24 protein-coding genes are annotated in these 22,839 nt (G+C 68.0%); 20 read left to right on the plus strand and 4 right to left on the minus strand.

Annotated features, from left to right (window positions below; all coding sequences use genetic code 11):
* From AAG816_RS15800 to AAG816_RS15835, 8 genes are all read left to right on the plus strand, one after another.
* The gene (locus AAG816_RS15800) at positions 1-1,008 is read left to right on the plus strand and encodes an ABC transporter substrate-binding protein (RefSeq protein WP_341990616.1); all 1,008 of its coding nucleotides are present in this window, start codon (positions 1-3) and stop codon (positions 1,006-1,008) included.
* 7 nt (positions 1,009-1,015) lie between these two features.
* Entirely contained in the window at positions 1,016-1,828 is an 813-nt protein-coding gene (locus AAG816_RS15805; protein WP_341990617.1) for an ABC transporter permease, read from the plus strand.
* 3 nt (positions 1,829-1,831) lie between these two features.
* Complete coding sequence (locus AAG816_RS15810; RefSeq protein ID WP_341990618.1) at positions 1,832-2,605, plus strand: ABC transporter ATP-binding protein; 774 nt, start codon at positions 1,832-1,834, stop codon at positions 2,603-2,605.
* 15 nt (positions 2,606-2,620) lie between these two features.
* The gene (locus tag AAG816_RS15815; protein ID WP_341990619.1) at positions 2,621-3,349 is read left to right on the plus strand and encodes an Asp/Glu/hydantoin racemase; all 729 of its coding nucleotides are present in this window, start codon (positions 2,621-2,623) and stop codon (positions 3,347-3,349) included.
* Positions 3,350-3,353: 4 nt separating this feature from the next.
* Entirely contained in the window at positions 3,354-4,352 is a 999-nt protein-coding gene (locus AAG816_RS15820) for an NAD(P)-dependent oxidoreductase (protein ID WP_341990620.1), read from the plus strand.
* Positions 4,352-5,140, plus strand: a complete 789-nt coding sequence (locus tag AAG816_RS15825; RefSeq protein WP_341990621.1) for an SDR family oxidoreductase — start codon at positions 4,352-4,354, stop codon at positions 5,138-5,140. The genes AAG816_RS15820 and AAG816_RS15825 overlap by 1 nt, the downstream gene beginning before the upstream one ends.
* Before the next feature lie 177 nt (positions 5,141-5,317).
* The gene (locus AAG816_RS15830; RefSeq protein ID WP_341990622.1) at positions 5,318-6,013 is read left to right on the plus strand and encodes a GntR family transcriptional regulator; all 696 of its coding nucleotides are present in this window, start codon (positions 5,318-5,320) and stop codon (positions 6,011-6,013) included.
* A gap of 83 nt (positions 6,014-6,096) precedes the next feature.
* Entirely contained in the window at positions 6,097-7,080 is a 984-nt protein-coding gene (locus AAG816_RS15835; protein ID WP_341990623.1) for an amidohydrolase family protein, read from the plus strand.
* A 29-nt stretch (positions 7,081-7,109) separates the two neighbouring features.
* Here the strand turns inward: AAG816_RS15835 and AAG816_RS15840 are convergent, their stop codons facing one another.
* Positions 7,110-7,265, minus strand: coding sequence for a hypothetical protein (locus AAG816_RS15840; protein WP_341990624.1), 156 nt, complete (start codon positions 7,263-7,265; stop codon positions 7,110-7,112).
* Positions 7,266-7,415: 150 nt separating this feature from the next.
* Between AAG816_RS15840 and AAG816_RS15845 the strand changes: the two genes are divergently transcribed.
* The 3 genes from AAG816_RS15845 (at position 7,416) to AAG816_RS15855 (ending at position 11,247) form a co-directional block, all read left to right on the plus strand.
* The gene (locus AAG816_RS15845) at positions 7,416-7,994 is read left to right on the plus strand and encodes a nucleoside 2-deoxyribosyltransferase (protein ID WP_341990625.1); all 579 of its coding nucleotides are present in this window, start codon (positions 7,416-7,418) and stop codon (positions 7,992-7,994) included.
* 111 nt (positions 7,995-8,105) lie between these two features.
* Positions 8,106-9,599, plus strand: a complete 1,494-nt coding sequence (locus AAG816_RS15850; protein ID WP_341990626.1) for an amidase family protein — start codon at positions 8,106-8,108, stop codon at positions 9,597-9,599.
* 214 nt (positions 9,600-9,813) lie between these two features.
* Positions 9,814-11,247 (plus strand): MFS transporter, encoded by a 1,434-nt coding sequence (locus AAG816_RS15855; RefSeq protein ID WP_341990627.1) that lies wholly within the window; start codon positions 9,814-9,816, stop codon positions 11,245-11,247.
* Between the two features lie 3 nt (positions 11,248-11,250).
* Here the strand turns inward: AAG816_RS15855 and AAG816_RS15860 are convergent, their stop codons facing one another.
* Positions 11,251-11,652 (minus strand): carboxymuconolactone decarboxylase family protein, encoded by a 402-nt coding sequence (locus AAG816_RS15860; protein ID WP_341990628.1) that lies wholly within the window; start codon positions 11,650-11,652, stop codon positions 11,251-11,253.
* Between the two features lie 248 nt (positions 11,653-11,900).
* On the opposite strand from AAG816_RS15860, the gene AAG816_RS15865 reads away from it, so the two are divergent.
* The 8 genes from AAG816_RS15865 (at position 11,901) to nuoB (ending at position 20,785) form a co-directional block, all read left to right on the plus strand.
* Entirely contained in the window at positions 11,901-13,289 is a 1,389-nt protein-coding gene (locus tag AAG816_RS15865; RefSeq protein ID WP_341990629.1) for an MFS transporter, read from the plus strand.
* Positions 13,290-13,385: 96 nt separating this feature from the next.
* Positions 13,386-13,661, plus strand: coding sequence for a helix-turn-helix transcriptional regulator (locus AAG816_RS15870; protein WP_341990630.1), 276 nt, complete (start codon positions 13,386-13,388; stop codon positions 13,659-13,661).
* Positions 13,662-13,664: 3 nt separating this feature from the next.
* Entirely contained in the window at positions 13,665-15,668 is a 2,004-nt protein-coding gene (gene hyfB / locus AAG816_RS15875) for a hydrogenase 4 subunit B (RefSeq protein WP_341990631.1), read from the plus strand.
* On the plus strand, positions 15,659-16,615 hold the full coding sequence (locus tag AAG816_RS15880; RefSeq protein ID WP_341990632.1) for an NADH-quinone oxidoreductase subunit H: 957 nt from the start codon (positions 15,659-15,661) through the stop codon (positions 16,613-16,615). The genes hyfB and AAG816_RS15880 overlap by 10 nt, the downstream gene beginning before the upstream one ends.
* Before the next feature lies 1 nt (position 16,616).
* Entirely contained in the window at positions 16,617-17,279 is a 663-nt protein-coding gene (locus AAG816_RS15885) for a hydrogenase-4 component E (protein ID WP_341990633.1), read from the plus strand.
* Positions 17,276-18,721 (plus strand): hydrogenase 4 subunit F, encoded by a 1,446-nt coding sequence (locus AAG816_RS15890; RefSeq protein ID WP_341990634.1) that lies wholly within the window; start codon positions 17,276-17,278, stop codon positions 18,719-18,721. The genes AAG816_RS15885 and AAG816_RS15890 overlap by 4 nt, the downstream gene beginning before the upstream one ends.
* 15 nt (positions 18,722-18,736) lie before the next feature.
* Complete coding sequence (locus AAG816_RS15895; protein WP_341990635.1) at positions 18,737-20,257, plus strand: NADH-quinone oxidoreductase subunit C; 1,521 nt, start codon at positions 18,737-18,739, stop codon at positions 20,255-20,257.
* Between the two features lie 9 nt (positions 20,258-20,266).
* Positions 20,267-20,785 carry an NADH-quinone oxidoreductase subunit NuoB gene (nuoB, locus tag AAG816_RS15900; protein WP_341990636.1) on the plus strand — a complete coding sequence of 173 codons (519 nt, stop codon included), beginning with the start codon at positions 20,267-20,269 and terminating at the stop codon, positions 20,783-20,785.
* Positions 20,786-21,167: 382 nt separating this feature from the next.
* Here the strand turns inward: nuoB and AAG816_RS15905 are convergent, their stop codons facing one another.
* Positions 21,168-21,401: a hypothetical protein gene (locus tag AAG816_RS15905; protein ID WP_341990637.1), complete on the minus strand. Its 234-nt coding sequence runs from the start codon at positions 21,399-21,401 to the stop codon at positions 21,168-21,170.
* A gap of 304 nt (positions 21,402-21,705) precedes the next feature.
* Between AAG816_RS15905 and AAG816_RS15910 the strand changes: the two genes are divergently transcribed.
* A complete protein-coding gene (locus tag AAG816_RS15910; protein ID WP_341990638.1) occupies positions 21,706-21,897 on the plus strand; it encodes a hypothetical protein in 192 nt (63 codons plus the stop codon).
* A gap of 96 nt (positions 21,898-21,993) precedes the next feature.
* Here AAG816_RS15910 and AAG816_RS15915 read toward each other — a convergent pair whose 3' ends face one another.
* Entirely contained in the window at positions 21,994-22,707 is a 714-nt protein-coding gene (locus AAG816_RS15915) for a TetR/AcrR family transcriptional regulator (RefSeq protein ID WP_341990639.1), read from the minus strand.
* Between the last annotated feature and the right edge of the window lie 132 nt (positions 22,708-22,839).

Genomic DNA, 22,839 nt, shown 5'->3' on the forward strand with positions numbered 1-22,839 from the left:
ATGAAGCGTTTTCTATCCCGCATCGCCGTCGCCCTGGCCGTCGCGGCCGGCACGGTCTCTCTGGCGCAGGCCCAGAGCGAGCCCACCATCAAGCTCGGCTATGCCAAGTGCGCCCATTGCACCCCGCTGACCCTGGTGCCGGAATATGCCAAGGGCGCGAAGGTGGAGGCCATCGGCTTCAATACGGGCAATGATGTGCTCACTGCTCTGCTCTCCAAGAGCATCGACGTGGCGCAGGTGACCTATCTCCACTACGCCACTGCTTTGGATAAGGGCTTCGACGTGGTGGCCATCTCCGGCCAGGTGGAAGGCGGCTCGCAGATCGTCATCCAGAACGACCTGCCGGTGGCTGAGAATGACTGGGCCGGGCTGAAGGCGCTGATCGCCAAGTACAAGGCCGAGGGCAAGCCGTTCCGCGTCGCCGCCTCCCGTGGCAATGCCCAGGACATCCACATGCGCGGCGCTTTCGCCAAGCAGGGCATCGACGTCAACAAGGACGTCCAGTTCATCAACATCCCCAACCCCTCGGACCATATCCAGGCGCTGCGTCGGGGAGAGGTGGAGCTGATCTGCACCGTGGAGCCCTTCGCCACCCAGATTGTCCAGGCCAAGGCCGCCAAGCTGTTCACCTATCCCTACGATCAGGCCGCCGGCAATCTGACCAATCTGATGCTGACCCGCTCCGACGTGGTTGCTGCCAATGCCAAGGGCCTGGAAGTGACAGTGAAGGCCATCGTCGACATCGACAACAAGATCGCCGCCGACAAGCCGCTGTGGGTGTCCGTCATCACCAAGGTCACAGGCCTGGATAAGGCCATTGCTGAGGGTGCGATCAACAATCTGGTGCCGGACTACAAGATGTACCGGAAAGAGGCTGTTGCCATCGCCACGATGATGAAGGAGCTCAAGTACATCACCAACGACGTCTCCGGCCTGGTGGAAAAGAACATGGACTATCGCTTCCTGGAAGCCGCTACCGGCAAGCCGAAGACCGAACTGGGATACTGAGGGCATCATGGCATCGCTGCTGCGGTTCGGGCGGCCGGAACGGTTCATTGTTCCGGTGCTCATTTTGGCCGGGTGGGAGATGTTCTCCCGCTCCGGCGCCCTGCCGCCGGCGCTGCTGCCGGCTCCGTCCACCGTGGCGTGGGCCTGGCTCGACTGGGTGTTCGACATTGACGGCAATACGCAGTCTTATGCCGGACACTGGATCTTCGATGTGATGGCGAGCACCTGGCGCGTGGCCGCCGGTTTCGCCATCGCCACGGTTCTGGCGGTGACGCTGGGGGTGGCCATCGGCTGGTCCCGCTTCATCGAAATCACCATCGAACCCACCTTGCAGATGCTGCGGCCGATCCCGCCGGTGTCGTGGATTCCCCTCGCCATCATCTGGTTCGGCATTGCCGACAAGCCGGCGATCTTCCTGGTGTTTTTGGGCGCCTTCTTCCCCATTCTGCTCAACACCATCCATGGGGTGAAGACCTGCGACCGCAACCTGATCCGCGCCGGCGCCATGGTGGGCGGCGGCCAGCATCAGCTGCTGCGCTACATCGTCCTGCCGGCGGCGCTGCCGTCCATCTTCGCCGGCCTGCGCATCGGCATCGGCTCGGCCTGGATGCTCACGGTTACCGCGGAGATGGTGGCGGTGAAGAGCGGCGTCGGCTACGTGCTGTGGGATAGCTATTATTTCCTGCGCTACGACATCGTGCTGGCCGCCATGGCCTCCATCGGCCTGCTGGGCTATCTGAGCGACCTGTTGCTGCGTCTTGTCTCGGCCCGCGCCTTGCGCTGGCAGCAGGGCACCACCCTTCACGGTTCGGAGGGCTGAGCCATGGCGACCATCGAGATTTCCGGCGTCTCCAAGATCTTCAAGGACGCCAAGCGCAAGACCGACGTCACCGCGCTGAGCCGCGTGGACATCTCCGTCCAGCGCAATGAGTTCCTATGCCTACTGGGGCCGTCCGGCTGCGGCAAGTCCACCTTGCTGAACATGATCGCCGGCTTCGACAAGCCCTCCACCGGCACGGTGAAGGTGGACGGGCAAGTGGTGGAAGCCCCCGGCGCTGATCGCGGCGTGGTGTTCCAGCAGGCCAATCTCATGCCCTGGCTGCCGGTGTGGGAGAATGTGGCCTTCCATCTCAAGATGCGCGGCGCCCAGAAGGGCGAGCGGCGGGAAAAGGCCCAGATCTATATCGACATGGTCGGCCTAACCGGCTTCGAGAACCATTTCCCCGCCGAACTCTCCGGCGGCATGAACCAGCGGGTGGGCATCGCCCGGGCCCTGCTCATGAACCCCGGCGTCATCCTCATGGACGAGCCGTTCGGCGCGCTGGACGAGCAGACCCGTATGGAGATGCAGAATGAGCTGGTGCGCATCTGGCAGCACCACAAGGGCACCATCGTCTTCGTCACCCATGGCATCGACGAGGCGCTGACGCTGGGCACCCATGTGGCGGTCATGTCGGCCCGGCCGGGGCGGATTGCGGAGATCATCCCGCTGGACCTGCCGCGCCCGCGCGACATCACCTCCCCGCGCTTCAACGATGTGAAGCGCCATATCCTCGATCTGCTGCGCCCGGCCGGCGCGGCGGCCTCCCACAGCTGAACCTTCGGATCTGTCATGAGTGATCGCGTTCTCATCGGCATGCTCACGCCGTCGTCCAACACCGTACTGGAGCCGGTGACCCAGGCCATGGTGGCCGGCCTGCCGGAAGTCTCCATGCATTTCGGCCGCTTCAAGGTGACCGAGATCGCCTTGTCCGATCAGGCCCTGAAGCAGTTTGACGACAGCGAAATCCTGCGCGCCGCAGAGCTGCTCGCCCACGCCAAGGTGGGCGTCATCTCCTGGAACGGCACCTCGTCGGGCTGGTTGGGCTTTGACGCGGACGAGCGGCTGTGCGAGCGCATCACCGCCGCCACCGGCATTCCCGCCAACACCTCCATGCTGGCGCTGAACGAGATCCTGGCTGCCAAGAAGGTGAAGAGCCTGGGCTATGTGACGCCGTATCTCGATGCGGTGCAGGAGCGCATCGTCGCCAATTACGCCGCGCTCGGTCACGCCTGCCGGGGCGACCGGCATCTGCGCCTGCAGGACAATTTCTCCTTCTCCGACGTCACCGCTGAGCAACTGACCAGCATGACCGGCGAAGTGGCCGCTGAGAAGCCGGACGCCATCGCCGTCATCTGCACCAATCTGCGCGCCGCGCCGCTGGTGGCGAAGCTGGAAGCCGACCATGGCATCCCGATCTACGACACCATCGCCACCTCGGTGTGGAAGAGCCTGAAGATGACCGGCGTCGATCCTAAGCGGGTGGTCGGCTGGGGATCGCTGTTCCAAGACCTTGGCTGAGCCGATGGCGGTCTTCGTCACCGGCGCCTCCGGCTTCATGGGTCTCGCACTCTGCGAGGCCCTGCTGGCGCGGGGCGAGCGCGTGGTCGGGTTTGACCTTCTTCCTCCCCCCGAGGTCGCCCGCCATGCGTTCGCCCAGCTGCCGGGCCGGTTCGAAACCTGCGCCGGTGATGTGCGTGATGCCGCATCCCTGGCCGCGGCGCTGCGCGACAGCGGTGCCGACCGGCTGGTGCATCTGGCCGCCATCACCGCCGATGCCGCCCGCGAGCGGCGCGCACCGGCGCAGGTGTTCGAGGTGAATGTGGGCGGCACCATCGCCGCCATTGAGGCGTCGCGGGCCGCGGGCGTGCGGCGCATGGTCCATGTCAGCTCCGGCTCGGTCTATGGCGCCAGCGGGCGCGATGCCGACGTGCTGCGGGAAGACGAGACGCCGCTGCGCCCGGAAGGGCTCTACGGCATCAGCAAGCAGGCAGGCGAGGCCACCGCGCTGCGCCTTGCGACCTTGCACTGCTTGGATCTGGTGGTGGGCCGCTTGGGCACCTGCTTCGGCCCCTGGGAATACGCCACATCGGCCCGCGATACCCCCAGCGCGCCGCTGCAGGTGATGCTGCGGGCCATGCGCGGCCAGAGCGTGTTGCTGCCGCGCCCGCACCGCCGCGACTTTCTCTATGGCCGCGACGGCGCCGCCGGCATCCTCGCTTTGCTGGACACGCCCGCGCTGCCCCATCCCATCTACAATCTGGCCGCCGGCTTCCTGTGGACGCTGGAGGATTTCTGCGCCGGCCTCGCCGCGCGCCGGCCCGGCTTTGCCTGGGGCTGGGGTGAGGGCGCGGAGGCGATCGCCCTCTACGGGGATTATGACCGCGCGCCCATGGACTGCGCCCGGCTCCACGCCGACACGCCCTTCGTGCCCCGCTACGACCTTGAAACTGCCCTTGATGATTATCTGCGCTGGTTCGATGGCCATCGCGATCTGTTCCTCTCCCGCATGGGTGTCTCCTGATGCTTCCTCCCGATGCCCGGCGCCTGGATGGGCGCGTTGCCATCGTCACCGGCGCGGCCTCAGGCATCGGCCGGGCCATCGCCCGCCTGTTTGCGTCCCATGGGGCGCGGGTGGTGGTGGCCGATGTGACGCAAACGGTGATCGAAGGCGGCATGCCCACCGTTGAGGCGATCACGCAGGACGGCGGAACCGCACTGTTTCAGCAGACCGACGTGGCCGACGCCGCCCAGGTAGAGGCGCTGGTGGCCCGCGCCGCTGAGGCCTTCGGCAGCCTCGATATCATCGTCAACAATGCCTGCATCCGTCATCCCCGCCCGCTGCTGGAACTGGACGAGGCGGAATGGAAACGGGTGCTGGACGTCAATCTCACCGGCGTCTTCTTGTCCTGCAAGGCGGCGGTAGCGCAGATGATGCGGCAGGAGCTGAAGGGCGAGGTGCGCGGGCGCATCGTCAATCTGTCCTCGCAGCACGGCATGATCGCCGCGCCCGGTGATCTGGCCTATGGCACCACCAAAGCCGGCATCGCGTACATGACCCGGCAGATCGCGGCGGACTATGCCAAGCTCGGCATCGTCTGCAATGCGGTGGCGCCGGGCAAGATCGTCACCGGCCAAGGCGGCCGGCTGGCCGACCCGGAGGTGCTGGACCGCGCGCGCCGCCGCACCCCCTGGCCGCGCTTCGGCGCCCCGGACGACGTGGCCCGCGCCGCGCTCTATCTGGCCAGCGACGACGCCAGCTTCGTCACCGGCGTCAATCTGATGGTGGATGGCGGCTGGATGGCGGCCTGAGCCGCCGCCGCCCCGCCATCGCCGCCGGCCGCGCCCTTGAGGCCGGCGACCACTCCTTGCCCAAAGACGCGCCAGCTGCTGCCCGGTCTTTTGACTGGACCGCATGCTATTCACCGCTATCGTATCCGATATATCGCCGGCAGCCCGGCGGTGGTGCGGGAGCGGGGAGATGGGGGAATGGCCCTCACCGAGCAGGACAAGGAACTGATCGGCAGCATCGTCAGCCGCAAGGACGCGGTGCTCTCGGTGCTGCGCGGCGCCATCGCCGATGGTCGGTTGGCGCCCGGCGCGCGCCTGGAGCCGGACCGCATCGCCGCCGATTTGGGATGCAGCCGCATGCCGGTGCGCGAGGCGCTCAAGGTGCTGGAGGCGGAGGGCTTCGTCACCTGCTACCCGTTTCGGGGCACCGCGGTGTCGCATCTGGATGCCGCGGACGTGGAAGAGCTGTTCGCCATGCGCCTGGCGCTGGAGGATCTGGCCCTCACCCGCGCCATTTCGGCGCTCACGGCGGACGACCTGCGGCGCATGCGCGGCATCCTCCTCCGAATGGATGACCCCGACGAGCGCCCGCGCTGGCGCGATCTCAACCAGCAGTTTCACGCCATCCTCAACGGCGCCTGCGGCTGGCCGCGGCTGATCGGCCAGATCGACCTGCTGCGGCAGAACGTGGACCGCTACGTGCGCATCTGGGTGGATACGGAAGGCTATGACACGCCGCAGCGCCAGCATTGGGAGTTGCTCCAGGCCTGCGAAGCTCGCGACCTGCCGCGGGCGCGGGCGGTGCTGGATGCGCATCTGCGCGGCACCGCCGAGCGGGTGCGGGCGGTGGCGGAGCAGGGTGCGGCTGACACGGTGCTGCGTGCTTTGCCCTGACCCCTGGCCCGTCCCGCGCGCGGCGCGGTCGTTTCCATCCCGCTCAACGCCTGGAGCGGCGTGAAGGAGAGGCGTTCCCCATCATGCATATCGACATCCACAGCCACGTGATCCCGCCCCGCATCGTCGATGCCATCGCCGCTGATCCGAAGGGATTTGCCGCGCGCATCGAGGGCCATGGGGCCAGCCGGCGCATGGTGCACGACCAGGGCTATGCCTATCCCTTGTTCGATGAGTTCGTGGATCCGGCGGCCAAGCTGGCGGTGATGGACCGCAAGGGGCTGGACATGTCCATCGTCTCCACCGCCCCGCCCATGTTCTATTACTGGGCCGAAGCCGAACTGGCGGCCAAGGCCGCTCGGCTGGTGAATGACGGCATCGCCGAGATGGTGGCGAGCGCCCCGCAGCGGCTGCGCGGCATGGCCAGCGTGCCCATGCAGCATCCCGAGCTGGCGATCGCGGAACTGGAGCGGGCGGTTTCCACCCATGGCTTCAAGGCGGTGGAAATCGGCACCACCATCGAGGGCGTGCAACTGGCCGATCCGCGCTTTCAACCGTTCCTGAGACGGGCGCGGGACCTCGACGTGCTGGTGTTCATCCATCCCTATTATGTGGGCTCGAAGGCTGGGCTGGAGAGCTATTACCTCACCAATCTCGCCGGCAACCCCGCCGATACGGCGGTGTCCATCGCCAATCTGATCTTCTCGGGGGCGCTGGATGAATTGGCCGGGCTGAAGATCCTGGCGGCCCATGGCGGGGGCTATGCGCCCTACCAGATCGGCCGGCTGGTGCATGGCCACGCCGTGCGGGACGAGGCGCGGTCACTCACCGCCTCATCGCCCAAGGATCTGCTGAAGCAGCTCTATTTCGACACGCTGCTGTTCGACCCGCAGGCGCTGCGCTTCCTGATCGATCTGGTGGGGCCGGATCACGTCTGTCTGGGCACCGACGCGCCGTTCGACATGGGCGACGAGACGCCGCTGGCGAGCCTGGCTGCGGTGCCCGGCCTCACGTCACGAGAAGAAGCAGCCATCGTGGCCGGCACCGCCACAGCCCTGCTGGGCTGAAGCGGTGCGCCTTACGCGATGGGCCGCGTTCACTGCTTGGGCGGATCGACCTTGATGCCTTTCGGACCCATCTGGATCTGCAGCGAATGGTCCTTCTCCTGCTTGGCCTGGTAGGCCTGATAGGCGAAGGCGCCGCCACCCACGAGCAGAAGGGCGATGATGGCGTAGAGGACGTTGCGGCTCATGGTCTTTGGGCTCCGTTGGTATTCTGCAGAGGGAACGCAAGCTGAGCCTTAAGGTTCCCTGTGCGGCAGCGTTAAAGCTTGCGTGCGGTTGCGTCGCGATCGCAGGTTGCGCAAGAAGGGCATGTTTCAGCTGGCGTGGGGGAGAGTGACGTGGCGCGGGTCTATCTGGCAGGTCCCGAGGTGTTCCGCCCGGATGCGGTGGCGGAGGGGCTTCGCCTGCAGGCGCTGTGCGCGGCCCATGGGCTGGAGGGCCTCTATCCGCTGGACGGCGGCGCGCCGGACGACAGCGCCACGGTGATCCGCCAGCGCTGTCAGGCCGGCATCGCGCGGGTGGATGCGGTGGTGGCCAATATCTCGCCGTTCCGCGGCACCCATATGGACCCCGGCACCGCCTGGGAGATCGGCTTTGCCGAAGCGCGCGGCCTGCCGGTGTTCCTGTGGTCCAATGATGTGCGGGCACTCAAGGAGCGGGTCGGCGGCGTCCATGGCCCCGACGGGCTGCGCGATCAGGATGGCCACATGCTGGAGGATTTCGACCAGCCGGAAAATCTGATGATCGCCCCGCCGGGCGTTGCGGTGTGGCGCTCGCCCGAGGAGGCGATTGCCGAGGCGGCGCGGCAACTGAACCTGAAGCGCAGCCTGCGCATGGGGCTGGGCGGCAAGATCGTGATCGCCCTCGTGGCCTCCATGATCGCGAGCTATATCGCCCAACGCCTGATCGGCTGGTGAGGGCAACAAGCGCAAGCATGGCGCTTGCGTGCCTGGGTTGCTTCCCAGAAGCGCCGGCTGCGCATACCGTCACCTGGACCCCACCCTTGGCCCGCGCGGCAGGAGCATTTCATGACCGAACCTTGTGACCTGTCAGCGACGGAGGCCCGTGCGCTCATCGGTTCTGGCGCCCTCTCTCCGGTGGAACTGATGGAGAGCTGCATCGCCCGCATCGAAGCGGTGGATGGCGCGGTCAATGCCATGGTGGCTCGCGATTTCGACGGCGCCCGCGCGGCGGCCCGCGAGGCGGAAGCGGCGGTGCGGCGCGGGGCGACCCTCGGCCCGCTGCATGGCCTGCCCACCGGCATCAAGGACATGAACGATGTGGCCGGCCTGCCCACCACCTATGGCAGCCTGATCTACAAGGACAATGTGCCGGCGGCGGACGATGCCCTGGTGGCCGGCCTGCGCGGGGCCGGCGCCATTCCGGTGGGCAAGACCAACAATCCGGAATGGAGCGCCGGCGCCAATACCCACAATGCGGTCTATGGCGCTACCGGCAATCCGTTCGACACCAGCAAGACCGCGGCCGGGTCTTCCGGCGGATCGGGGGCCGCGCTCGCCTGCGGGATGGTGGCGCTGGCCAGTGGATCGGACATGGGCGGCTCGCTGCGCAACCCCGCCGCCTATTGCGGCGTGGTGGGCTTCCGCGCCAGTGCCGGGCTGGTGCCCACCGCCAACCGGGCCATGGGCTGGCTGCCGCTGAGCATCTCCGGCCCCATGGGGCGCACGGTGGATGACGTGGCGCTCATGCTGCAGGTGATGGCGACGCCCGATGCCCGCGATCCCGCCAATCCCACCGTGCCCGGCGCGCCGGCCGCGCCGGGGGCGGCCTTCGCCAAGCTGCGGCCGCTGGATCTCTCAGCATTGCGGGTGGCGCTGTCGCCGGACCTGGGATTTGCCCCCACCGAGGCCCTGGTGGCGCGAGCCTTTGGCGAAAAGACCGGCCTGTTCCGGGGCGGATTCGCCCGCGCCGATGATGATGCCCCCGATTGCAGCGGCACCGACCGGGCGTTCGGGGTGCTGCGGGCGGTGAGCTTCCTCGGCCACCACCGCCGGCATCGGGAGGCGACGCCGCATCTGGTCGGGCCCAACGTGGCGGCCAACGTGGTGGAGGGCCTGTCCTATTCCGCGCTCGATGTGGCCGATGCCCTGGAGACCCAGAGCACCATCTACCGGCGCTGGCAGGCCTTCTTCGCGGAATATGACGTGCTGCTGGCGCCTGCGGTCACCGTCTCGCCGCGCCCCTGGCGGGAGCTTTATCCGGTGGAGATCGACGGCAAGCCGACCCAGACCTATTTCCACTGGCTCGCGCTGGCCTATGCGGCGACCCTGGTCGGCCATCCGGCGCTGTCGCTGCCGGTGGGCCTGGATGACAACGGCATGCCGTTCGGCCTCCAGATCATCGGTCCCCGTGGTGGTGACGAATTGGTGCTGCGGGTGGCCCGCGCCCTGGAGGCCCATCTGGCGGGCGATGTCCGCACCGCCCGCCCCGTGCCCGACATTGCCACCCTGGCGGCGGCCCCGCCACTGTCGGCCTCGGAGGGCTTCTTCACGGCGGTTTGATGCGGCGTCATGGGCTGAGGTTTGGTCCATCAGGCTGAGGGCGATGGGTGTCGCCACCGTCCCGGGGCGTTTTCACTTCGGTTGAAACCAAAGCTCACCCGTGTCATGGCAGGTTGTAGGTATACTGCCGGTTCGCCCACTGCATGTCCCATCCCCGCTGCTCAGTCTCCGATGCGCCCCGGCGCCGCCATCCGCCTCATGGGGGATGGCGCCCGTGATCGCGCGTCCCTCCCGCAGTTCGGCCATCGCATTGCTGGTGGCGGGCGCGTTCTTCATGGAGAATCTGGACGGCACCGTCATCGTTACGGCGCTGCCGCAGATGGCGGCCTCGTTCGGGGTCGATCCGGTCAGCATGAATGTGGGGGTGTCGGCCTATGTGCTGACCCTGGCGGTGCTCATCCCCGCCAGCGGCTGGGTGGCGGACCGCTTCGGCGCCCGGCGGGTGTTCTCCAGCGCGGTGATGATCTTCACCCTGGCCTCCATCCTGTGCGGCTTGAGCCAGAGCCTGGATGTCTTCATCGCCGCGCGCATCCTGCAGGGGGCAGGCGGGGCGATGATGGTGCCGGTGGGGCGGCTGGTGGTGCTGCGCGCCACTCCCAAGCATGATCTCATCCGCGCCATCGCTACCATCACCTGGCCGGGCCTGGTGGCGCCGATCCTGGGGCCGCCCATCGGCGGCTTCATCACCACCTATGCCTCCTGGCACTGGATCTTCCTGCTCAACGTGCCGCTGGGCCTCATCGCCTTCGTCCTGGCGCTGAAGCTGGTGACGGCGGGGCGCAGCGGGGAGGCGCGCCCGTTCGACTGGCCGGGCTTCGCGCTGTCGGGCGCCGCCTGTTTTGCGCTGATGTACGGCCTCGACCTCATCAGCCGTGGGGACAGCGACTGGGGCATGGCCGCGGCCTGGATGCTGGCGAGCCTCGGTCTCGGCGTGGCGGCGGTGCGCCATGCGCGGCGCCGGGCCTATCCTCTGGTGGACCTGTGGGCGCTGCGGGTGCGGGCGTTTGCCGTCACCATCTATGGCGGCTCGCTGTTTCGCCTCGCCATCGGGGCGGTGCCGTTTCTGCTGCCTTTGATGTTCCAGATCGGCTTCGGCCTCGATCCGTTCCAGTCCGGCCTGCTGGTGCTGGCGGTGTTCGCCGGCAATGTGGCCATGAAGCCGTTCACCACCGCGATCCTGCGGCGGTTCAGCTTCCGGACCACGTTGCTGGTCAACGGCTTGCTGAACGCGCTGTCCCTGTTCGCCTGCGCGCTGCTGACGCCGCAGACGCCGGTGGTGGTGATCGCGGTGGCGCTGTTCGTGGGCGGGCTGTTCCGCTCCATGCAGTTCACCGCTCTCAACACGCTCGCCTTCGCCGAGGTGCCGGAAGCCCGCATGGGCGGCGCCAATACCTTGCTGAACATGGTGCAGACCATGGCCATGGGCATGGGCGTCGCCTGCGGGGCCGTGGCCCTGCGGCTGGCGGCAATGCTCCACCCCGCCGGCGACGCGTCCATGCCGCTGGTGGATTTCCACATCGCCTTCGCCATCATGGGGCTGATGGCGCTGCTGGGCCTGCTGGATGTGCTGCGCCTCGACCCTGAGGCGGGCGATGCGGTGCGCCGTCGCCGGCCGCCGTCGGCCGCCGATCGGGAGGATGCGGCGTAAGCCTCAGGGCGCGGGGGCATCCAACTCGCGGAACGCTTCCTGGGCGATGCGCGAGGTTTCGAGCGCCACCGGCACGCCGCAATACACCCCCACCTGCAGGATGACCTCGCGGATTTCCTCGCGGGTGGCGCCGTTGGTCAGGGCGCCGCGCACATGCAGCTTCAACTCGTGGCCGCGGTTGAGCGCCGAAAGCATGGCGATATTGAGCAGGCTGCGGGTTTTGCGGTCCAGCCCCGGCCGGCCCCAGATGTTGCCCCAGCAATATTCGGTGACCATGTCCTGCAGCGGACGGGAGAAGTCGTCCGCATTGGCCAGCGCCTTCTCCACATAAGCGGCGCCGATGACCTCTTTGCGGATCGCAAGGCCGGTGTCGTACAGCGGGCGGGGGGCGTCGGTATCGTCCATGGGGAAACCTCGCGAGAGACGGAAGCACGTCCAATAAGACGCGGTATGCAATATCGCATGACTGACGGCCACCCCTCTGCCGTGGGGCCGGATAGGCAGGCGATCGCGCTTGCCATACAAGATGTCGCACTTTCATGGTCAGCGATCCATTCCCCGCCGTGTCGGACAAGCGCCTGACGCGGCGGTGAAAACGGAACGTGCTGGAGACTCTTGCCCCCACGGCGGATCCCGCCGGAGACATTGCCCCGATGACCGCAGCTCCCCCTCCGGCCGATCCTTCCGCCGCTCTGGGCGGCGTGCCGCTGACCCAGCGCCGCTGGGTGGTGGCCACCACCACCATCGCCGTGGTGATGGCCTCGCTGGACACCGCCATTGCCAACACCGCCTTGCCCACCATCGCCCGCGACCTGCTCACGGACGCGGCCAATGCGGTGTGGATCGTGAACGTCTATCAACTGGCCATGGTGGCAACGCTGCTGCCGTTTGCCTCCCTTGGGGAATCCATCGGCCATGAGCGGGTCTATCTGGGCGGCCTGATCCTGTTCACCGTGGCCTCGCTCGCCTGCGCGCTGGCGTGGTCGCTGCCGAGCCTGATGGCGGCGCGCATGCTGCAAGGGGTGGGCGCCAGCGGCATCATGAGCGTGAACGCCGCCATCGTCCGGCACGTCTATCCCAAAAACCTGCTCGGGCAGGGGATCGGGCGCACCGCTTTGGCGGTTGGGGTGGCCTTCGCCCTTGGCCCGACGGTGGCGTCCGCCGTGCTGTCGGTGGCCCACTGGCCGTGGCTGTTCGCCATCAATGTGCCGTGCGGCGTGGTGGCGATCGCCATCGCCCTGCGCACCATGCCCAAGACCCCGCGCGCCGAGCATCGGTTCGATCTGGTGGGCGGCACGCTGGTGGCGGGGGCGTTCGCGCTGCTGATCCTGGCCATTGGCGAGGGGGCGCACTGGGCGCATCCTTTGACCGTGGCGCTGGAGCTGGCGGCGGCGGCGGTTCTGGCCTTCATCCTGATCCGCCGGCAGGCGGGGCATCCTGCGCCCATGCTGCCGCTGGACCTGTTCCGCCGGCCCATGTTTGCGCTGTCGGCGGCCACCTCGGTCTGTTCGTTCGCCACCCAGGGTCTCGCCTTCGTGGCGCTGCCGTTCTACTTCCAGGAGGTGCTGGGACGATCGGCGGTGGATACCGGCCTGCTGATGACGCCCTGGTCCATCGTGGTGGCGGTGATGGCCCCCGTCGCGGGGCGGCTGTCCGATCGCTATCCGGTGGGTCTGCTGGGCGGCATCGGCCTGATCACGCTGGGACTGGGCATGGCCCTGCTGGCCACCCTGCCGGCCGATCCCAGCGTCGCCGACATCGTCTGGCGGATGGGCATCTGCGGGGCCGGGTTCGGCTTTTTCCAGTCGCCCAACATCCGCGCCATCATGTCCAGCGCCCCGCCGGGGCGCAGCGGCAGCGCCAGCGGCATGGTGGCCACCTCCCGCCTCATGGGGCAGACCATCGGGGCGGCTTTGGTGGCCTTGTGTTTCGCGCTGGCGGGCCACTCCGGATCGATCCTGGCGCTGGGGCTGGGAGCGGGCTTCGCCCTTGTGGGCAGCGGCGCCAGCCTGCTGCGCCTCAAGGCCGGGCGGGCCGCTTGAGGTGATGTTTTAAACATCACTAGCCACTTGAAATCTGATAATGTCTGGCAGCAAGATGAGCACCGCCATCTGAGATCCTGAGGTCTGCGGACCGACATGATGACTGCCGCGCAATTGCGTGCCGCCCGGGCGCTCCTGGGCATGGACCAGCGGGATCTGGCCGCGCTGTCCCGGCTGTCGGTGCCCACCATCCAGCGGATGGAGGCCAGCGCCGGCGTCATCCGCGGCAATGTGGATTCGCTCATGAAGCTGGTGCGCGCCCTGGAAGGGGCGGGCATCGTCTTGATCGGCGAGGGCATGGCCAGCACCGCCGGCGGACGGGGCGTGCGGCTGCGGGAGCCGGACCCGGTTCCCGCTTCGGGCGAGGGCTGAACCATGCCCGTGGTCGCCGAATTGTGGTGCGTGGCGGCCTTGCTGGCCCTGGCTGGGCTGGGCGTGATCCTGGGGCATCGCTCCGGTGCCTCGCCGCTCCTCTATGGCGCAGCGCTGGTGGTGAGTCTTGCCGCCCTGACCAATGCCCTGCTCGCCTTGGCCGGCCCGGCCACCGCTTTGATCTTGCCCATGGGCCTGCCATGGATCGGCGCGCAGTTCCGGCTCGATGCGCTGTCGGCCTTCTTTCTGGTGCTGATCAATCTGGGCGGGGCCGCCGCCAGCCTCTATGCCATCGGCTACGGCCGCCACGCGGCGGAACCCCAGAGGGTGCTGCCGTTCTTTCCCGCCTTTCTGGCCGGGATGAATCTGGTGCTGGTGGCGGACGATGCCTTCAGCTTCCTGCTGACCTGGGAGAGCATGTCGCTGGCCTCTTGGGCGCTGGTGATGGCCGACCATCGGGCGGGCGAGACCCGCATGGCCGGCTATGTCTATCTGCTCATGGCCAGCTTCGGCACCCTGATGCTGCTGCTGGCGTTCGCGACGCTGGCCGGCCCTGAGGCGGGCTATGCCTTCTCCACCATGCGCGCCCACGGGCTGTCGCCCGTTGCGGCGGGGCTCGTGCTGGGCTTGGCGCTGCTGGGGGCCGGCTCCAAGGCCGGGCTGGTGCCGCTGCATGCCTGGCTGCCGCTGGCCCATCCCGCAGCTCCCAGCCACGTCTCGGCGCTGATGAGCGCGGTGATGACCAAGGTGGCAGTCTACGGCTTCATCCGCATCGTGTTCGATCTGCTGGGGGCGCCGGACTGGTGGTGGGGCATTCCCGTGCTGGCGCTGGGCGGAGCGAGCGCGGCGCTGGGCGTGCTCTATGCGCTGATGCAGACCGACATCAAGAAGGTGCTGGCCTACAGCACCATCGAGAATATCGGCATCATCTTCGTCGGCCTGGGGCTGGCGCTGGCGTTCCAGGCCAATCATCTGCCGACTGCCGCGGCGCTGGCGCTCACGGCGGCGCTGTTCCATGCGCTGAACCATGCTTTGTTCAAGAGCGCGCTGTTCTTCGGCGCCGGCGCGGTGCTTACCGCCACCGGCGCGCGGGAACTGGACCGCATGGGCGGGCTGATCCACCGCATGCCCGCCACCAGCGCGCTGATGCTGGCGGCCTGCGCCGCCATTTCCGCGCTGCCGCCGTTGAACGGTTTTGCCTCCGAATGGCTGACCTTCCAGGCCATCCTGCTCTCGCCGCAACTGCCGGCCTGGGGGCTGAAGCTCATGGTGCCGGCGGTGGGGGCCTTGCTGGCGCTCTCCGCGGCCCTTGCCGCCGCCTGCTTCGTGCGGCTCTATGGCATCGCGTTCTTGGGGCGGCCCCGCAGCCCAGAGGCGGCGAGCGCCCATGAGGTGGATCGCTGGTCGCTGGCGGCCATGGGGCTGATGGCCCTGGGCTGCATCGGTGCGGGCATTCTGCCCGGCGTGGTCATCGATGCCCTGGCCCCCGTGGTGCATCTGGTGCTGGGCGAGCGCATGCCGGCGCAGGCGGGCACCGCGTGGCTGTCCATCATCCCCATCGCGGAAAGCCGCAGCTCCTATAACGGCCTGCTGGTGCTGGTGTTCGTGGCCGGTTCCGCGGCGCTGATGGCGGGGGTGATCCACCGCTTCGCCTCCCGCGCGGTGCGGCGGGCGCCGGCCTGGGATTGCGGCTTTCCCGATGCAGGCATTGCCACGCAATATAGCGCCTCCAGCTTCGCCCAGCCGCTGCGCCGGGTGTTCGGCACGTCGGTGTTCGCGGCCCGCGAGCGCATCCACATGCCTCCTCCCGGCGATGCCAGCCCCGCCCGCCTGGAGGTGGAACTGAAGGATCCGGTGTGGAGCGGGCTCTATGCGCCGCTGGCGGACGGGGTGTGGGCGCTGTCGGGGCGGCTCAACCCGCTGCAATTCCTCACCATCCGGCGTTATCTCTCGCTGGTGTTCGCCGCCTTGGTGCTGCTCCTGCTGGTGCTGGCGCTATGGACATGATCCACGCGCTCCTGGTGCAGGGTGCGCAGATGGCGCTGGTGCTGGCGCTCGCCCCGCTGCTCACCGGCTTTGTGCGCGTCATCAAGGCGCGGCTGCTGCGCCGGCGCGGCCCGCCGCTGCTGCAACCCTATTTCGATTTGCTGCGCCTCGCCCGCAAGGAGGTGGTGCTGGCGGACAATGCCTCCTGGCTGTTCCGCGCCGCGCCCTATCTGATCTTCGCCGCCACCTGGGTGGCGGCAGCGCTGGTGCCCACCTTCGCCACCGGCCTGGTGTTCTCCTGGACCGCGGATCTGATCGCCATCACCGCCTTGCTGGGCTTCGCCCGCTTCTTCCTGGCGCTTGCGGGCATGGACGTGGGCACCAGTTTCGGCGGCCTGGGCTCCAGCCGGGAGGTGATGATCGCCTCCTTGGCTGAGCCAGCGCTCATCATGATCGTGTTCACTTTGGCGCTGGTGGCCGGCTCCACCCAGCTGTCCACGGTGGCCGAGCACATGCAGTCGGGCAGCGTGGGCTTGCGGGTGTCGCTGGGGCTGGCGCTGATCGGCCTGACCATGGTGGCCATCGCCGAGAATGCCCGCATCCCCATCGACAATCCGGCCACCCATCTGGAACTGACCATGGTGCATGAGGCCATGGTGCTGGAATATTCCGGCCGGCATCTGGCGGTGATCGAACTGGCGGCGGCTCTGAAGCTGCTGCTCTATGTGTCGCTGATTGCCTGCGTATTCACGCCCTGGGGGCTTGCGCCGGCCGGCGCGCCCTTCGGCATGCTGATGCTGGGCGTGGCAGCCTATGGGGTGAAGCTTGCCGTGGGCGGCGGGCTGCTGGCGCTGTTCGAGACCGGCATCGCCAAGATGCGGGTGTTCCGGGTGCCGGACTTTCTGGGCGCGGCGCTGATGCTGGGCCTGCTGGCGACCCTGCTGCTGTTCGTGTCGAGGAGCCTGTAGCATGGGCTCCCTGGTCTTCGACGTCGCGCATCTGCTGGCCGGGGGGCTGGTGCTGTTGAGCTTCACCATGCTCTATCAGGATCGGCTCTATGCCCTGCTGCATGTGTTCGCGCTGCAGGCGCTGGTGCTGGCGCTGTCGGTGTCCTGGCAGGCCTATGCGCAGGGCGCGCCCCATCTCTATGTGACGGCGATCATCACTTTGGTGTTCAAGGCCATCATCATTCCGGTGGCCCTGCACCGCATCGTGACGCGGCTGGGCATCCACCGCGAGGTGGAGACGGCGCTGAGCGTCGGCACCACCATGCTGGCCGGCATTGGGCTGGTGGCGCTGTCCATGGTGGTGATGCTGCGGGTGACCGCCACCGCCGACGCCCTGGCGCGGGAGGATCTGGCCTTCGCTTTGTCGGTGGTGCTGCTGAGCCTGCTGATGATGGTCACCCGGCGCAATGCGGTCAGCCAGGTGGTGGGCTTCATGTCGCTGGAGAACGGGCTGATCCTCGCCGCCACCGGGGCCAAGGGCATGCCACTGGTGGTGGAAATCTCGGTGGCTTTCTCGGTGCTGGTGGCCTTCATCGTCATCGGCATCTTCCTGTTCCGCATCCGCGAGCGCTTCGACACCGTGGATAGCGAGGCCCTCGACCGCTTTCGCGAGGACCAGCGATGAGCAGCGGCTTCGACGGCGCAGCCCTCATTCTGGTGCTGCCGGCGCTGACCGCGCTGGGGCTGCTGGTGCTGCCCGGGGTGCGGCTGCCGGCAGCGCTGAATGCGGGATCCGCCTGCCTCACCTTCCTGGCGGCGGCATCGCTGATCTGGGTCCGGCCGGCATCGGGGCCGTTCCTGCTGGTGGATGACTTCAACATCGTGTTCGTGGTGCTGAACACCTTCGTCGCCTTCACCACCGCGCTGTTCAGCGCCGGCTACATCGGCCATGAACTGGAGACCGGACGGCTGACCGTGGCGCAGATGCGCTTCTATCATGCCATGTACCAGGTGCTGCTGTTCGCCATGAACCTGGCGCTGCTGGCCAACAATATCGGCCTGATGTGGGTGGCCATCGAGATGGCGACGCTCACCACGGTGCTGATGGTGGGCCTCTATCGCACCCGCGAGGCCATCGAGGCGGCGTGGAAATATTTCATCCTCGGCAGCGTCGGCATCGCCTTGGCGCTGTTCGGCACCATCCTGGTCTATATGGCCGCCCGCCCGGTGGTGGGCGAGGGGCAGGACGGCATGGTGCTCACCGTGCTGATGGCCCATGCCGCCGTCTTTGATCCGGCCATGCTGAATCTGGCCTTCGTGTTCCTGCTGCTGGGCTATGGCACCAAGGTGGGCCTTGCCCCGCTCCATGCCTGGCTGCCCGATGCCCATGCGGAGGGGCCAACCCCTATTTCCGCCGTGCTGTCCGGCCTGCTGCTGAACGTGGCGCTCTATGCGGTGCTGCGCTTCAAGATGCTGCTGGCGCAAGCGCCGGGCGCGCTGGCGCCGGGGCCGCTGCTCATGGGCATGGGGCTGGTGTCGCTGCTGTTCGCGGCGCTGATGCTGTACCGGCGGCGCGACATCAAGCGATTGTTCGCTTATTCGTCCATCGAGCATATGGGGCTGATCGCCTTTGCGTTCGGCATCGGCGGGCCGCTGGCCAATTTCGCCGGCCTGCTGCACATGGTCATGCACAGCCTGACCAAGTCGGCCATCTTCTTCGCCGTGGGCCAGATCGTGCAGGTGAAGGGCACCCAGAAGATCAGCGAGATCCGCGGCCTCACCGCCAGCCATCCGGTGCTGGGCTGGGGGCTGGTGCTGGGGGTGGTGGCCATCGCCGGCCTGCCGCCCTCGGGGGTGTTCATGAGCGAGTTTCTGCTGGTCTCCTCGACCTTTGCCCGCGTGCCGCTGGTGGCGCTGCCGCTGGTGGCCGGCCTGCTGCTGGCATTGGGCGCATTGATGCAGAAACTGAACGGCCTCGCCTTCGGCGCACCCACCGGCACTCTGGCGCCGGTGCGCACCAATGCGCTGCCCATGATGACCCATCTGGCCCTGGTGTTTGCCGCCGGGCTTTATCTGCCGCCGCCATTGGTGGCGTGGTTCGAACATATCGCCCGGATGCTGGGTTGAGAGGAGGCACGGACCATGACCGCTCTGTTCGATGCCATCGCCTCCGGCGCCATCGTCACCGGCCATCGCCCCTGGCTGCGGGCAGTGGTGGATGCCGAAACCTGGACTGCCCTCGCCGCGCAACTGGCGGCGGGCCGCTGGACCTTGCTGAGCCTGTGGGGCGAGGCCGATGCGGTGCAGATGGCCCTGCTGGATGAAGAGGCCGGCACGGTGGCCGTCGCCACATTGCCTTGCCCCGATGGGGCCTATCCGTCCGTGGGCCGGCTCCACGCCCCGGCGCAGCGGCTGGAGCGGGCGGCAAGGGATCTGTTCGGGCTGGTGGCCACCGATGCGCCGGATGTCCGCCCCTGGCTGGATCATGGCCGTTGGGGCCTCTCCCACCCCTTGGCGGCCGGAGGCCCCGGCGTGGCCCAGAGCGCGCCCTATGCCTTTCTCTCCGCCGAGGGCGAGGGGCTGCACCAGGTGGCTGTGGGGCCGGTGCATGCGGGCATCATCGAGCCGGGGCATTTCCGTTTCACCGCCAATGGCGAGGCGGTGGTGCGGCTGGAGGAGCGGCTGGGTTATGTGCATCGCGGCCTGGACGGGCTCATGGCCGGGGCTGCCCTGGAGCGGGGCGCGGCGCTGGCCGGGCGGGTTTCCGGCGACAGCACCGTGGCCTATGGACTGGCCTTCGCCCGCGCGGTGGAGGCTGCGCTGCAGGTGGAGGTGCCGCCGCGCGCCATCTGGCAGCGGGGCGTCATGGCGGAACTGGAGCGCCTCGCCAACCATGTGGGCGACATCGGCGCCATCTGCAATGATGCCGCCTTCCCGCGCCTGCTGGCGCCCTGCGCCGTGCTGCGTGAACAGGTGCTGCGCGCCGCGCAATTGGCCTTCGGCCATCGGCTGATGATGGATGGGGTGATCCCCGGCGGAGTGGCGACGGCGCTGTCTCCCGAAGGCGCGTCAGCCATTCGCGCCGTGCGGGACATCGTCGGCAAGGCGCTGCCGGGCCTGATGGCGCTTTATGACGGCACGGCCTCGTTGCAGGATCGCACCGTGGGCACCGGCCGGGCGCATCCGGATCTGGTGCGCCGGTTCGGCTGCGCCGGCGTGGTGGGGCGCGCCTCCGGGCGAGGGTTCGATGTCCGCCGCACGCTGCCCTATGCGCCCTATGATCAATTGGCCTTTGATGTGCCAGCGCTCCATGAAGGCGACGTCAATGCCCGCGTCTGGATCCGCTTCCGGGAGGTGGAGCAGAGCCTGTCGCTGATCGGCCAGATGCTGGACCGTGTGCCCACCGATGGCCCGCTCACCGTGGATCTCGGTGCGCAGGAGAGCGGACCCTGCGAGGGGCTGGCCCTGGTGGAGGGGTTCCGGGGCGATGTGCTGGCCTTCGTGCGCCTGGACCGCGCCTTGCGGATCGCGCGGTGCCATCTGCGCGACCCCTCGTGGTTTCACTGGCCGGTGCTGGAAGCGGCCATCGAAGGCAACATCATTGCTGATTTTCCGCTCATCAATAAATCCTTCAACTGCTCCTATGCGGGGCAGGATCTCTAAGGGGGCGCCATGCACAAGCTGTTGCTGGACGGGCTCCTCCAGGGGCCACTCACCGAGCCCGCCCCTAAGGGGGATGACTCTGAGCTGATGGCGCTTGCCGCGCAACTCGATCAGGCCTTCCGGCGCCGGCTGGGCCGCGGCCTGTCGATCCGCCAGGTGGACGCGGGCTCGTGCAATGGCTGCGAGCTGGAGATCCACGCGCTGAGCAACCCCTATTATGATCTGGAGCGCTTCGGCCTGCGCTTTGTCGCTTCGCCCCGCCATGCGGATGTGCTGCTGGTGACCGGCCCGGTCACAAAGAACATGCGCGAGGCGCTGGAGCGCACGCTGGCGGCGACGCCGGCACCGAAATGGGTGGTGGCGGCCGGCGCCTGCGCTCGCGACGGCGGCCTGTTCGCCGGCAGCTATGCCTGCGTGGGCGGGGTGTCGGCGGTGGTGCCGGTGGATCTGCACATTCCCGGTTGCCCGCCGACGCCGCTGGTCTTGCTCAAGGGCTTGCTGGCCCTGCTGGCGCACGGTCGCAGCTGAGCACGCTTCCGCCTGTGGGGTCGGCTCACGCCAGTCCGAGCGCCACCGCGCCCACTGGCCCGCACCACCGGCCGCACGCTGGTGGTCATCAGGTGCCCTTGCCCGAAGATGCCCAGCATTTCCGCCACGTCCGTCGCCAGACGGGGCAGGGTGCCCATGGTCAAGCTCTGGCGCCCGCCGATGGCCGCGATGACGGTCTGGGGCAGAGCGCCGAGAAAGCTCGTGAGGATCTGTGCCACGACCGCGCGCAATGCCCCGGCCGGATGGTCGATCGGTGCGATCTGGCGGGCGTGGCGCAGGGCCGGCACGGCGCGCGCCTCCGCAGGGCACCGGCCCGAGATGGGAGAAGCCGCGGTAGGCGTCATCACATGGGGCGCGGTGGTCATGGGCGCTTGAGGGGCCGGGCGCGCAGCAGCAGGCAGACGAGGACGGTTGCCGCGATCCAAGCGCCCCCCACCAGGGTGGCCGAGGTCTTGGTGAAAGGTGAGACCGACGGCATGTCGTGGACCGCCTTCAGGCTGTCCGTATCTTGAGGCGCGAGGGCGGCCATGGTCATCCGCGCCGGGGCGGGCAGGGGGAGGGCGACGACGGCGTCAGAGGACGATGGCAGGCTCATGGCGGGGACCGTTGGGTGGAGGCAGGCGTTCGGAGACGGTGCAAAACAGGATGGTATTTCGTAAATTTCGCGATGAATGCCGTGCCGCTGCGTTGAAAAGCGATGTGGAAACAATGGCCGCGCATAAATAAAAAATAAAAATCGGGAATTTCGCGACCGTCACGCGGCGTGGAAATATATATTTTTACTGAGTTGTCTTCTGGTCATGAGCCGCAGAGGATGCGCGCGTATTCGCCCGCAGCGGATCACGCCCGCGAAAAATCATGCGTGCGCGGCTTGCTGGGCGCTCTCAAAGGACAGTCTCATGAAGCCAGCACACGAGCCCCGCCGCGTCATCATCCGCGAATGGATGTCATTGCCGCGGGACAAGCGCCGCACCCCGGAGCAGGCCGATGCCTTCACCACCAAGGCGGCCGGAATCCACACGTTCGAATGCAGCGGCGATCGCCTGCAGCGCATTCGCGGCTGGCTGGAGCCCCGTATCGGCCGTCATTGACCCGGACGGCCGCCGGCGTGCGGCAGGTCCGACGCGGTCGGCGGACGCGATAAGCCCGATGACGGGCTGGATCGCGCGGCGCGCCGGCCGCTCCGCTTAAGCGTGCGGGGCTGCGGGCGCCGCCGGCTCGCGCGGGCGCACCCCGTCGATGAAGATGCGGATGCAGCGCCGCAGATGGGCGTCGCGCTGCGCGCGCTGCGGTCCATCGGGCGGGCCACCGGGCAGGTGCATCATGGCGCCGAAGATGATGTCCATGAGCATGTGCGCGGCGCTGTCCGCATCCTCGATCGTGAGGATGCCGGCGGCATGCTGCGCCTCCAGCCAGCCGGCCAGCAGCGCCCGCGAAGCCTCTCCCCCGTCTTGCCGCACCATCTGGCCGATCTCGGGAAAGGTCCGCGCCTCACGCATGGCGAAATCAAGGAAGGCCAGGCGCTCGCGATCCGCCGAGGCCGAGAGTCCCACCCGGAAGATGGCGGCGATGGCCTCGGCCGGGGGCAGGTCGGACCGTTCCAGCGGCAGCTTCAGCATGGTGCTGCGGTGGTCCACCACCAGGGCGCGGAACAACTCGGTCTTGCTGGGAAACAGACGGTAAAGCGTCTGCTTGGAGATGTGGCAGGAGGTGGCCACCAGTTCCGTGGTGGTGCCGGCATAGCCCCGCTCCAGGAAGATCAGGCGGGCCTGCGCCAGGATTTCGGCGCGCCGCGCCGCATCGGTAGCGGCCCTCGGCCGACCGCGCTGGCGCCGGGAGGTTGGCTCCTGCTCCTCCGGCGCCAAAGCCACGCCGCTCACGCTCTGCCCAACCATAGCCATACCCCGTGGGCCTCATTGACGACCCGGCGGATTGCCATTATCAGTACCGGGCGGTTCCGTAAATACGACATGCGTGGAGCCGCACCTGATGCCTTCCGGTACGCGCCGCGGTCCCGCAACCGCACGCCTGCC

The organism is Azorhizobium sp. AG788 (genome assembly GCF_943371865.1).
Classification (GTDB): Bacteria; Pseudomonadota; Alphaproteobacteria; order Rhizobiales; family Xanthobacteraceae; genus Azorhizobium.